Below are 12,856 nucleotides of genomic sequence, written 5' to 3'. Positions count from 1 at the left end.
CCGGATCATAGCGATTAACGCGACAGATCGAAGCCCAGCACGAAGGGATCGTGATCCGAGGCACGGTAGGGATCGCCGTCGACATCGTCGTGATAGTCGAAGCGGTCGCTCTCGTCGGCGTTGTTATGCCACTCGGCCGCGCCACGCAGAAGCGTGGCAAGTCCCGGGCTCAGTAGCGCATGGTCCAGACGGCCCGAGTTGCCGTCGAACACGAACGAGTACGGTCGCACGGTTTTCGCGAGCACGAACGCGTCCTGCCAGCCGGCACGCTCCAGCGTCCGGATCGGATCTTCTTGCGCATAGGCGTTGAAGTCGCCGACGAGCAGCTGCAAATCGGTACGCACGCCGGTCGGGTGCGTCTGCAGCCAGGCGTCCACGCGACGGGCCGATTCGACACGCAGCGCGTTCCAGCACGACTGACCATCGTGCAGATCGGCATCGGCGCCGGTCGCGGCGTCGGCATCGCGACCGCAGCCCTTGGATTTGAGGTGATTGGCGACGATCACGAACGGTTTGCCGCGACCGGCTCGGAAGGCCTGGGCCAGCGGTACACGCGAGCGTTCGGCGAACGGCCCGCCTTCGAGCACGGCCGGCTTGCCGACCGGCGTGACGCGCGAGCTGCGATAGATCAGCGCCACGCGGATGGGATTTGTGCCCGGACCTTTGCCCGAGTCAACGAAGCGGTAGTCGGTGCTCGGTCCGGCGGCGTTGAGCGCGGCGACGAATTGCGCCAGCGCCGACTCGGGGCCGGTGCCGTCGTTCTCGATTTCCATCAGGGCCGCGACATCGGGTTTGAGCGCCTGCACCGACGCGACGAGTTTGCGCTGCTGCATCTGATATTGCGCGAAGGTCTCGGCACCGCGCGCGGTCGGAAAACCACCGCCCTTGCCATCGCCGTTGAACAGGTTCAAGACATTGAGGCTGGCGATGCGCAGATTACCGGCCACCTCTGGCGCGGCCGGACGCGCGCTGTATTCGATGGCGTCGAGCGGCGCGGACAACTGCAGACGATAATCGCCGGGACGCTGGTCGATCACGCCAGTAGCGCCGCGCAGAATGCTGCCGGCGCGCAAGGCGTGCGCATCGTCCAGACCCGAGGGCAGGAACCACAGGTCGCGCGGATTTTCGCTGGTCCGGCCGTCGTCGATGATCAGCAGGCGCCGTGCGTTGTCGTCGCGCAGGGTTTTCGCGAGCGGACCGGGCGCGGCTACTTCCGTGCTTTGGTAGAGGCGGCCGCCGAAGCTTGCATCGATTTCGCCGAAGCGAAGCAGACGTTCGTTGCCGGTGACGGTGAGCGGTGCAGCGATGACGACGGCCATGCCTTCGAAGCGCTCCCAGTCGTCGCGATGCGCCGGCGGCGCGGCCAGCGCCTGCGCCTGCCAACGCACCGAAGCGGCGCGGATCTGGATGCGCGCGTCGGTCAGCGCGGTCAAGGTCTGCTTGCCCTGCCCCAGTTCGGTCACAGTGCCGCGAATACGCACGAGGCTGCCGGTACGCGGCGCGGCACTGTCCGCCGGCAAGGCGACGAACAGACCGTCGGACGTGCGCTCGTCGCCATCGCCCTTCATGTCCTGCACGAAGATGCCGCCCAAGCCTTGGGCGAAACCGCCAACGACCACGCCTTCGACGGTCACCGGCTGGCCGAGCATCGGGCTTTGCGCACCACTACCCTGGACCGCGCCGATCGCGACTGGTGCCGTGGACGGACTGGCCTGCGCGAACGGCGCCAGCGCCAGCAACAAGGGAAGGGTGTAGGCGCGGACAGACTTCATCACGAACTCCAGAGACAAAAACGCCGCCCGGAGGCGGCGTTTGCGACGGTCGGGGGCTGAAGCTTACTTCAGCTGGCCGATCATCCATTCGACGGTCGCGATGACCTGCTCGTCGCTCAGGGCGGGGTTGCCGCCGCGGGCCGGCATCACGCCGCCATCGGGACCGTTGTAGCCCTCGATCGCGTGCTTGTGCAGGGTGTCCTTGCCCTGGGCCAGGCGCGCGGCCCACTCGGCCTTCACGAGCTTGGGCGCCTTGGCGACGCCGGCGGTGTGGCAGCCGGTGCACAGGTTGCCGAAGATGACGGCGCCGTCGAGCGTGCCTTCGTAGGCGACCTGGCCCTTGGCGGCGTCGAGCGCGGCCTGGGCCGCAGCGGCCTGGGCGGCGGCGCCGGTGGCACCGGCAAACACGCCGCCGGCGGGCTTGATGCGGTTCACGGTGGCGGCTTCGGCGGTCTTGTTCACTTCCGGCGGCTTGTAGCCGTTGAAGTGGCGGCCGAGCAGGATCAGGGCGATCGTGATCGCGACGAGCACGCCGATCACCTGCGAGAAATGCTTGAGGAATACGAGGTCGTGGTTGCGCACAGTGGTTCCGGTGCGGGCCGGGGCCCGTAGATTCGTAAGGGCGGGATTATATCGGCCGGGCCCCTGCCTTTAAAAGCGCGGCGTGTCCGGCCCCTCGTGCTATTGACCGCAATCGCGGGTTGCGGGCTAATCGACGCATGCCAGTCGAACGCGCCACGCCCCGGGCCCCATGAGCCCCGATGCCGCCACGGCGGTCGCTCGGCGCGATTGGCGCACGCCCCTGATTTGGCTGGGCCTGGCCCTGCTTTACGGCCTGAGCTGGCAGTTCCTGTTGGCGATTTCGCACGTGCTGTGGTTCCTGCCGGCCGGCCTGCGCCTGGGCGCGTTGTGGCTGACCCCGACGCGGCGCTGGGGCTGGATCGCCCTGGGCGAATGGTCCGGCCTGGCCCTGGTGACCCTGATGCGCGGCGACGCCGTGCTCGATCCGGTGTTCATCGCGCTCAACATCTTCCCGTTCCTGATCTATGCCGCCCTGGTGATGATGGTGCGCGGCAGTCCGGACGAAACCCGCATCGACGACCCCACGCGCATGCTGCTGCTGGTCGGCACGGGCCTGGGCTGCGCGGCCCTGGTCTCGCCCCTGCTCTCGCACTACCTGCCCGGCGGCATGGGCCTGGCGCGCGGCTCGCTCGCCGGTACCTTCGCGTTTCTGTATGGCGATTTCACCGGGCAGCTGGTGCTCACGCCCACCCTGATCCTCGCCCTGCGCCCGGCGCTGCGGCCGCCGATGGGGCGGGCGCTGTGGCGCGACATCGTGCTGCAGTGCCTGTTCTCGCTGTCGGTGTTCGCGATCCTGCAGCAGCGCAGCGACCTGGCGCCGTACCTGCTCATGCTCGGCTTCGCACCGATCTTCTTCGTCGCATTCCGGCAAGGCTGGGCGGGCGCGGCGATCGCGGTGACCCTGACTGGCCTGGGCATCGAAGCGCTCGCGCGGCTGAGCGCCCTGCCCGTGGACATGACCGCCCTGCAGCTGGCGATCGCCGTCGTCGGCACCGGCGGTCTGGTGCTCGGCGCAGCGAGCAGCGAACTGCGCCGCAGCCACGAACACCTCGCCCGCCGCCATCGCGAGCTGGGCCAGGCCAACCAGGACCTCGGGCGCATCGCCAACGAACTGCGCAACGTCAGCCAGCGCCTCGTGCGCCTGGAAGAACAGGGCCAGCGCGAACTCGCCGGCGAACTGGACTACGAACTGGGCCAGGCCATCCACGCGCTCGGCACGCGCATCAGCCTGGCGTTCCGCGATGTGCGCGACGAACAGACCCTGCGCCTGCTCGAGTCGGTGCGCGAGCAGGTACGGGAAATGCAGGACAGCCTGCGCCGCGTGCTGCGCCAGCTGCGTCCGCAGGCACTGGACACGCACGGCCTGCGCGAAGCGATCGGTGCCGGCCCGCTGCGGGAAATGCTCGAGGATGCCGGCATCGATTTCGAGAGCGCGTTCTACGGTCGCCTCGAAGCGCTCAATGACGATGCCCAGACCGCCGTCTACCGTATCTGCCAGGCGGCGGTCAGCGAGGCCACGCGCATGGAGTCGGTGCACCGCGTGTTCATCAAGCTCGATGTGATGCCCGGGCAGATCCACCGGCTGCAGGTCGAAGTGCTGATCGAGATCGAATCCTCGCCCTTCGTCGAATTCCCGATCGAGGCCAATCCGCTGCCGGCGATTTCTGACCGCGTGCTCGCGCAACGCGGCAGCTATGTCGTCGAAGCGCTGTCGCCGGGTGTGCGGCATCTGGTGCGGTTCGAGGAAGAACCGGTCGGCACGGCCTAGGCGCAGCCGTCTCGTCGGTTGCGACCGGCATCCGGCATCATGGGCGCATGCCTTCGGCCCCTTCCGACTTTCGCCTGTATCACGGCAACGATCTCGACGTGCTCGCCGGCATTCTCGCCGCCGAGCTCGCCCGGCCCGTGCCCGGACGCGCCCTGCTCGATCCCGACACGATCGTGATTCCGCAGCCGGCGATGCGCCGCTGGCTGCAGAAGACCCTCGCCGAACGGCACGGCATCGCCGCGAACCTGGAATTCCTCACGCCCGGCGAACTGGTCGCGCGCGCGCTCGACGCCAATCTGCCGCAGACCGACGATCTGGCCGTGGCCGATGCCGCGACCCTGCGTTGGCGGCTGTGGGCCGTGCTCGACGATGCCAGCGCGATGGCCGCGCCGGTGTTCGCGCCGCTGCGGGCCGTTCTGGCCGGCGGCGATCGCCGGCTGACCGCGTGGACGCTCGCGGGCGAACTCGCCGGCGTGTTCGAGAAATACCAGGCCTGGCGACGGGCGTGGTTGATGCGCTGGGATGCGGGCGCGGATCGCGACGACTGGCAGGCCGAACTGTGGCGGCGGGCGACGCGCGGGCTCGGTCACCGCGCCGCGCGTCTGCAGGCCTATCTCGCGCGTTTCGGCGACGAGGATTCGCCGGCGCCGGCCGGTCTGCCGCCGCGCGTTTTCGCGTTCGCCTGCCAGAACGTGTCGCCGGACGTATTGCGCGTGATCGCGTCGACGGCGCGCGCGGGCAGCCTGCATTTTTTCTTCGTCTCGCCGGTCGCCGGCTGGTGGGGCGATCTGCGCGGTGCGCGCGAGCGCCTGCGCGACGATGCCGATGCGGTTTTTGCCGATCGCGAAAACCCGCTGCTGCGCGCGAACGGTGCCGCCAGCCGCGATTTCGTGCAGCTGCTGTTTTCCTACGAAGCCGCGCATCCGAGCTGGGAGCAGGCGATCTATGTGCCGCCCGATGCCAGCGACCGGCCCGGCCTGCTGCACGAACTGCAGCGCGATCTGCTCGCGCGCCGACCGACCCCGACGCGACGCGGCGACGTGCAGCGTCCGGTGTTCGATCCGCTCGCGGCCGGTCAGCGCAGCCTGCAGTTTCACAACTGCCACACGCGTCTGCGCGAAGTGCAGGTGCTGCACGACCAACTGCGCGCGCTGCTGGACGCGGACCCCGGCCTGCAACCGCGCGATATCGCGGTGCTCACGCCGGATATCGATGCGTACGCGCCAGCGATCGCCGCGGTGTTCGGCGGCGCTGAGGGCACACTAGCGATTCCGTACGCGATCGGCGACCGCAGCGTGCTCGCCACGCAGGCACTCGCGGAAGCCTTCGCGACACTGCTGGCCTTGCCCGACGCACGCTTCACCGCCACCGAGATCCTCGAGTGGCTGGCGGTACCAGCGATCGCGCAGCGCTTCGGACTGGACGGCGCGGATTTCGACCGCTTGCGCGATTGGCTGCACGCGGCCGGCGCGCGTTGGGGACTGAATGCCGCGCATCGCCTCGCGCTCGATGCGCCCGAGGACGCGGCCTACACCTGGGCCTGGGCGATCGATCGTCTGCTGCTCGGTCACGCTGTCGGCGAGGCGGACACCGTCGCGGGCGTCGCGCCCTTGCCCGTGCTCGAAGGCGGCGCCGTCGCGACGCTCGATTCTCTGCTGCAAGGTCTGCGCGCGTTCGCGCGCTGGCAGCGGCAGTTGCAGGGCGATCACCGCGCCGGCGATTGGCAGACGCGGCTGTCGCAGATGCTGCTCGATATTTTCCCCGAACGCCCGGCAGCGCCGGCCGACCAGCGCACGCTGGAGTGGCTGCGCGGGTTGATCTCGACGTTCGCGGCGCAAGTGCAGGCGGCGCAGCTTGACGCGCCAATTCCCGCGCCGGTGATGCGCGCGTGGTTCCAGTCGGCGCTGGCCGCCGACGATACGCGCCAGCCCTGGCTCAGCGGCGGCGTCACCTTCGGCAAGATGGTGCCGATGCGCCTGATTCCGTTCCGGGTGATCTGTCTGCTGGGCATGAACGACGGCGAATTCCCGCGTCGCGATCCCGCCGGCAGTCTCAACCGGCTCGCTGCCGTGCTTGGCACCGCGCAGCGTCAGCACGGCGACCGCTCGATCCGCGACGACGACCGCAGCCTGTTCCTGCAATTGTTCGCGGCTGCCGGCGACGTGTTCTACGTCAGCTATCTCGGCCAGGATCCGCGCAGCGGCGAAGCCCTGCCGCCCTCGGTCGTGGTCGCCGAACTCGCCGATGCGGCCTCGGAGTATTTCGCCGATGCCGCGAACGCGCGCCGGGAGCTGATCGTCGACCATCCCTTGCAGCCGTTTTCGCCGGCCGCATTCGGCCAGGGCGATGCGCGCCGCCTGAGCTACCGCGCGAACTGGCGGCCGTCGGTGGACGCGACGACCGCGACGCTCACCGACCTGCCCGCATTCGCTGCGCCCTTGCCCGCGCTCGCAGCGACGACGACCGAGCTCACGCGCGACGACATCGTGCGCACGCTCAAACACCCGCCGCGCGCGTATCTGCGCCAGGGTCTGGGCCTACGCTTGGACGCTTCCGAAGAGGCTCTGCCCGACGCCGAGCCGCTGGGCGAGGACGACGGTCGACGCACGCAGGCGCTCGCGCAGCGCGTCTTCACCGAGCTCGCGCGCGACGCCGCGCCCGACGCCGATCGTCTGCGCGCGCGCCTGCTCGCCGAAGGCCGGCTCGCGCCGGGCGCCGATGGCGAGGTCGAACTGAAACAGATCCTCGCCGAACTCGCGCCCGCCGCTGCCGCTTGGCGCGGCTGGGCACAAGGGCCTGGACGCGTACGCACGTATGCCCTCGATCTGGGCGACACGATCCTTCGCGGTGAACTCGCCGACATCCACGACACCGGCCTGCTGCAATTCAGTGCCAGCCGTGCGCAAGGCCATTCTCTGCTCGGCCTGCAATTTGATGCGCTCGTCTGGGCCGCGCTCGGCGAAACGCGACCGATCCATCGGATGATGCGCGGCGGCGAACCGGAAGAACTTTCGCCGGTGCCGGCGGCCGCTGCGATCGCCGGACTGCGCGCACTGGTCGCCCTGCATAGACTGGCGCAAACGCAGGTGTTGCCGTTCATGCCGCGCACCGCGCATGTGCTGTACGAAGCCGCGCGCGCGGGCCGCGACGGCTGGTCGCAGGCGAAAGAGCAGTGGCTCTCTCGTCAGGGCTACGGCGAAGGCGAGAGCGATGCCGTGCGCCTGGCCCTGCGCGGCCGCGATCCCTTTGACGATGCGCTCGACGATCCGTCCGGCGCCGCGGCCGAGGCGTTTCGCCGCGCTGCGCTCGAGGTGTTCGCCGCGCTGGCCGGCGACCCGGGAGCGCCGCCATGAGCGCCGTCGCGACCGACCTCGGCCTGCAGGTGCCGCTGCAGGGCCTGCAGCTCATCGAAGCCAGCGCCGGCACGGGCAAGACCTTCACACTCGCGACGATCCATGCGCGCCTGATCATCGAGCAGCGCCTGCCGGTTTCGGAAATTCTCGCCGTCACCTTCACCGAGGCTGCGACCAAGGAATTGCGCGAACGCCTGCGTGCACGCCTGCTGCTCGCGCTCGCCCTGCTCGACGGCCAAGCAGCCGCCGCGGATCCGGCGCATGCGTCGACGCAATGGCTGCTCGACGCGGCGATCGGTCGCGAAGGCCGCGAGCCGCTGCGCCAGCGCTTGCGCACCGCGGCCGCGGCCATGGACCTCGCGCCGATCCACACGATCCACGGCTTCTGCCGGCGCGCGCTCGCCGACCATGCGCTCGAAGCCGGACAGCCGCTGATCGAACGCGTGCTCATCGAAAATGAAGCCGCGCTGCGCGAGGAAGTCGCGACCGACTTCTGGCGCCTGCGCTCACGCGAGGAAGCGACGGCACGGCGTCTGCGTGCGATCTGGAAAGCGCCGGCGGCACTGGCCGACAGCCTGCGCGGCCTGCTGGCCGTGGACGTGCTCCTGCCCGAACCGACGCCGCGCGATGACGGCGCCGAACAGGCGCTCGCGCTGGCGCGACGGGCCTTGCAACGCGCTGCGATCAGCGAGGGCGAGCAGGCCGGCGACAGGCTGCGTGACGCGATCGCCAGCGGTGTACTCAGCGGCGTCAAGATCAAGGCACCGACCTTCGAAGCCGTCTGGCGCAGCCTGCGGGCCTGGGCGCAGACCGAGTCCGAAGACGATCCGCCTGTCGATCCGGACAAACTCGGCAAGTTTGGCCAGAGCAAACTGGCCGACGCCACGAACAAGAAGCAGGTCACGCCCGAGTCGCCGGTGTTCGTTGCGATCGAGCGCTGGTCGGATGCGCGCGATTTCGTCGAGGAAGTCGAACGCGATCGCCGCATCGCCCTGGTGCATGAGGCCGTGACCTTCGCGCGCGCGCGTCTGGACACGCTCAAGCAGCAGCGCGGCCTGCTTGGTTTCGACGACATGATCCGCGGTGTCGCTGACGCGTTGGACGGACCACAGGGCGCAGGTTTCGCCGCCCGCCTGCAGACGCAATACCGCGTCGCCCTGCTCGACGAGTTCCAGGACACCGATCCGCGCCAGTGGGCGATTTTCCGGCGTCTGTTCGCTCCGCCCTATGCGGACGACGACAGCATGCGCGCGCTGTTCCTCATCGGCGATCCTAAGCAGGCGATCTACCGCTTCCGCGGCGGCGACGTGTTCACCTATCTCGCGGCGGCGCGCGCAGCGACACCCGCACAACGACATTCGCTTGTGCACAACTATCGCTCGCGGCCGGCGATGCTCGCGGCGGTGCAGGCGCTGTTCGATCTCGCCGGTCCGCGCGCGTTCGCGCAGGCGGGCATCGGCTTCCAACCGGTGCTCGCCGGCGACCAGGCCGACGACCGCCATCTCCTGCACGACGGCGCGATCGTGCCCGCGCTCACGGCGCTGCGCTTCGAGCCGACCGGCTCCGGCATCGATGGTGCGCGCGAGGCGGCCGCGCAGGCCTGCGTCGCGACGATCCGCGATCTGCTCGTCGACGGCGCCGCCGGTCGCCTGCTGCGCACCGGCAAACACGGCACGACCCAGGGCGTGCGGCCCGGCGACATCGCCATCCTCGTCGAGCGTCATGACGATGCGGCGCGCATGCGCCGCGCGCTCGCGGCAGCGGGCATCCCCAGCGTCGCGGCCGGCAAGCTCAGCCTGTACCAGACCGAGGAGGCGCGGCATCTGCGCTGGCTGCTTGCGGCCTTGAACGAACCCGGCGACGAGGCGCGCCTGCGGGCCGCGCTCGCCGCGCCGCTGTTCGGACTCGATGCACTCGCGATCGCCGCGCTCGATACCGACGAAGCCGCGCACCGGCGTTGGCAGGACCGGTTGCAACACTGGCGTGAGCGCACCGAGCGGCACGGTCCGCTCGCCCTGATCAACGATCTGTGCGCGGAAAACGCGCCGCGCCTGCTGGGCCTGCGCGATGGCGAGCGTCGCCTCACCAACTATCTGCAGCTGGCCGAAGCCCTGCAGGAGGCCGACGCGGCGGCGCTGGGGCTGGCTGGTCTCGCCGACGCGCTCGATCGTCGCCTGCGCGAGGCCGATGCGGAGAATGAAGGCGAACTGCTGCGCCTGGAGTCCGACGCCGAGCGCGTGAAGATCCTCACGCTGCACAAGAGCAAAGGCCTGGAATTCGATCTCGTCTTCCTGCCGTTCCTCGCCACGGGCGGCAACAGCCGGCGCACGCGCACTCCCGCGATGGCCAGCTACCACGATGACACGCGACGGATCAGCCTCCTGTATCCGGACAAGGGCGGCGACGCGCTGCGTCGCGATGCCGAGGAAGAGCGCGCCGAGGATCTGCGCCTGCTCTACGTCGGCTTGACGCGCGCACGCCTGGCGACCTGGATCGCCTGGGGACCGGCGAAAGACGCGGAGAAGACGGCGCTCGCCTGGTTGCTGCATCGCGCGCCGGACGCGGAGACCGTCGGCAAGATCGATGACAACAACATCGCGCTGCGTCTGGCGGCGTGGCACGCGCGCGCCGAGGCGCTCAATGTGAACGCGCTGCACGTCGCGATCGCACCCGCACCGGCGACGCGATCGCCGGTCGCGCCGCCAGTCGGGCCGAGCGCGCCGGTGCCCGCGGCCGCGATCGCCCGGCGTACGCTCGATCGCGACTGGTGGATCTACAGCTTTTCGCAGCTCACGCGCGAAGACAGCGGCGCCGAAGAACGCGGCGCGAGCGACGAGAGCGAGGCGCCGGCGCTACCCGCGTCTTCGCGTTTCGCCGGCGCGCGTTTCGGCAATGCCTTGCATACGGCCCTGGAGCTGGCGGACGTCGTGGCCTGGCGCGACTGGCAGGCGCCGTTGCCGCCCGAAGGCCAGTTCGAGCTGCTGGCAGGCGCCTTGCGCGAACAGGGCTACACTGGCGAGAACGATCTCGCCGAAGGCGTGCCGCTGCTGACGTCCCTGGTGGCGAACACCCTCAATGTGCGCCTGCCCGAAGGCGCGCGCCTGGCGCGGCTGCCGGCCGGTGCGCGGCGCGCGGAAATGGAATTTCATCTCGCGCTTGCCCCGACCGCGATTCCTGCGTTCCTCGCGCGGCTGCATGCCCACGGGCTGGTGTCGGAGCGTCAGACCTTCGGCGCGCGCCGCAAGCTCGAAGGTCTGCTGACCGGTTTCATCGACCTGATCTATGAATTCGACGGGCGCTACCACGTGCTCGACTACAAATCGAACCAGTTGCGCGATTACGCGCCGGCCACGCTGGCCCAGGCCGTGCGCGACAGCGAGTACGACCTGCAGTACGTGATCTACACGCTGGCCCTGCATCGCTGGCTGCGGTTCCGCCTAGGCACGGACTATGCGCCGGAGCGACATCTGGGCGGCGTGCGATACCTCTTCTGTCGCGGACTCGACGCGCTCGCCGCCGACTCGCCCGGCATCCATGCGGTGGACCTGCCGGCGGCCCTGATCGAGGCACTCGATCGCCTGTTCTCGCAGCGCGCGGAGATCGAAGCATGAGCCTCTTGCTCGCGCTGTATCGCGGCGGCTGGTTGCGCACGGTCGATCATGCGCTCGGCGAGAGCCTGCGCCGTCTGCGCCCGGACACGCCCGACCTCGTGCTCGCCGCCGCGGCATTGTGCAGCCGTGCGATCGCCCAGGGGCATAGTCAGTTGCCGCTGGCCCTGGTGCCGGAACTTCTGCTCGATATCGGCGCCGAGCGCGCATTGCCCGAGCTGCCGCCGCACGACGAATGGCTGGCGGTGCTGCATGGCTCGCCGTGGGTGTCCCTGGCTGTCGCGGGCGTCTGCGCCAGTCCAGTCACGCCACTGGTACTCGAAGACGAGGCGCTGTCGCTGCGGCGGTATTGGCGCTACGAAGTGCGCCTGGCCGAGGCGATCGCGCATCGCCTGACGACGACGGCGACACCGGTGGCAGCGGCCGTCGATGCGCGACTCGCGCAACTGTTTCCCGAAGACGTCGCCGGGGCGCAGGCGCGAACCGCGCGTGCCTTGCTTGGCGAGCATTTCCTGTTGCTGACCGGGGGTCCCGGCACAGGCAAAACCACGACGGTCGCGCGCGCCCTGGTCGTGTTCGCCGAGAATTTCCCGGGCGCCGCTCCCACGATCGCGTTGGCGGCGCCAACCGGTAAAGCGGCGGCGCGACTCGCGGAGTCGGTGCGCGAGTCCTTGGCGCGCCTGGTCGCCGAGGGTCGCGTGAGCGAAGACGCGGCGCGACAACTCGCGCCGGAGGCACGAACCCTGCATCGCCTGCTGGGCTGGCGTCCGGACAGCACGGATTTTCGCCACGATGCCGCGCATCCGCTGCCGGCGGACCTGGTCATCGTCGACGAAGCCTCGATGATCGACCTGCCGCTGATGTGCAAACTCGTGGAAGCCGTCGCGCCGACCGCGACCTTGCTGTTGATCGGCGATCGCGACCAGTTGCCGTCGGTGGAGACCGGCGATGTGCTTGCTGCGCTCTGCGATGCCTCGGAGATCGCAGATCTCCCACCCGCGAGGCGACCAACCCGCGTGCATCTGACGCAGACGCATCGGCAGCGCGCGGACGTGGACGTCGCAACACTCGCCGCGCGCGTGCGCGACGGCGAGGTCGAGGCGGTCATGAGCGGCTTGGCGAATGATGCGTTTCGCGGCGTGAGCTGGCGCAACGGCAGTGATCGCGCCGTCGCCGATGCCGTGCTTGCGGCCGCCGTGCCGGCATTCCGGCGGGTCGCCGACGCGCCCGATGTCGCCAGCGCGCTGGCCGAAGCGCGGCAGTTCCGCGTGCTTACCGCCGTGCGCGAAGGCGCCGCCGGCAGCCAGACCCTGAATGGGCAGATCGCCGCTGCGCTGGATCCGGCGCGACGCGGCAGCGGCTTTTTCCACGGCCGCCTTGTGCTCATCACCGAGAACAGCTATCGCCATGGTCTTTTCAACGGCGACATCGGCATCGCATGGCAGGAGCACGACGACGCATCCGGCGAGCCGTCATTGCGCGTGTGGTTCGATGCCGACGGCGGACCGCGCGCGTGGTTGCCGGCGGCCTTGCCCGCGCACGAATCAGCGTTCGCGCTGACCGTGCACAAATCGCAGGGCTCGGAATTCGAGCGCGTGTTCCTGGCCCTGCCCGAACGCAGCGCACGCGTGCTGTCGCGCGAACTGCTCTACACCGGACTGACCCGCTGCCGCGAACACGTCACGCTGTGGGCGAGCGAACCGGCCCTGCGCGAAGGCCTGCAGCGCCGCGCGCAGCGCTGGAGCGGCCTCGCCGCGCGCTTGCGTTGAGGTG

6 protein-coding genes are annotated in these 12,856 nt (G+C 69.7%); 4 read left to right on the top strand and 2 right to left on the bottom strand.

Features of this window, described 5'->3' with window-relative positions; all coding sequences use genetic code 11:
- Positions 1-14: 14 nt before the first annotated feature.
- Together G467_RS0110500 and G467_RS0110495 are read right to left on the bottom strand one after the other, a co-directional pair.
- Positions 15-1,772: an ExeM/NucH family extracellular endonuclease gene (locus G467_RS0110500; RefSeq protein ID WP_022969700.1), complete on the bottom strand. Its 1,758-nt coding sequence runs from the start codon at positions 1,770-1,772 to the stop codon at positions 15-17.
- A gap of 63 nt (positions 1,773-1,835) precedes the next feature.
- Entirely contained in the window at positions 1,836-2,354 is a 519-nt protein-coding gene (locus G467_RS0110495; protein ID WP_022969699.1) for a c-type cytochrome, read from the bottom strand.
- 169 nt (positions 2,355-2,523) lie between these two features.
- Between G467_RS0110495 and G467_RS0110490 the strand changes: the two genes are divergently transcribed.
- From G467_RS0110490 to recD, 4 genes are read left to right on the top strand one after another with little or no spacing between them, the layout of a single operon-like run.
- A complete protein-coding gene (locus tag G467_RS0110490) occupies positions 2,524-4,122 on the top strand; it encodes an MASE1 domain-containing protein (RefSeq protein WP_022969698.1) in 1,599 nt (532 codons plus the stop codon).
- Between the two features lie 47 nt (positions 4,123-4,169).
- The gene (gene recC / locus G467_RS0110485; protein WP_022969697.1) at positions 4,170-7,475 is read left to right on the top strand and encodes an exodeoxyribonuclease V subunit gamma; all 3,306 of its coding nucleotides are present in this window, start codon (positions 4,170-4,172) and stop codon (positions 7,473-7,475) included.
- On the top strand, positions 7,472-11,086 hold the full coding sequence (recB, locus tag G467_RS0110480) for an exodeoxyribonuclease V subunit beta (RefSeq protein ID WP_022969696.1): 3,615 nt from the start codon (positions 7,472-7,474) through the stop codon (positions 11,084-11,086). Before recC ends, recB begins: the two co-directional genes overlap by 4 nt.
- A complete protein-coding gene (recD, locus tag G467_RS16340; RefSeq protein ID WP_022969695.1) occupies positions 11,083-12,852 on the top strand; it encodes an exodeoxyribonuclease V subunit alpha in 1,770 nt (589 codons plus the stop codon). Before recB ends, recD begins: the two co-directional genes overlap by 4 nt.
- Positions 12,853-12,856: the final 4 nt, after the last annotated feature.

It is taken from the genome of Arenimonas oryziterrae DSM 21050 = YC6267, from assembly GCF_000420545.1.
Lineage (GTDB): Bacteria > Pseudomonadota > Gammaproteobacteria > Xanthomonadales > Xanthomonadaceae > Arenimonas > Arenimonas oryziterrae.
This window is presented reverse-complemented; position numbering and strand designations above follow the sequence as displayed.

Bases quoted from the DNA above. Each gene is read 5' to 3' on its own strand.
- G467_RS0110500 (WP_022969700.1), bottom strand. From the start codon at position 1,772: ATGAAGTCTGTCCGCGCCTACACCCTTCCCTTGTTGCTGGCGCTGGCG.
- recD (WP_022969695.1), top strand. From the start codon at position 11,083: ATGAGCCTCTTGCTCGCGCTGTATCGCGGCGGCTGGTTGCGCACGGTC.
- G467_RS0110490 (WP_022969698.1), top strand. From the start codon at position 2,524: ATGAGCCCCGATGCCGCCACGGCGGTCGCTCGGCGCGATTGGCGCACG.
- recB (WP_022969696.1), top strand. From the start codon at position 7,472: ATGAGCGCCGTCGCGACCGACCTCGGCCTGCAGGTGCCGCTGCAGGGC.
- recC (WP_022969697.1), top strand. From the start codon at position 4,170: ATGCCTTCGGCCCCTTCCGACTTTCGCCTGTATCACGGCAACGATCTC.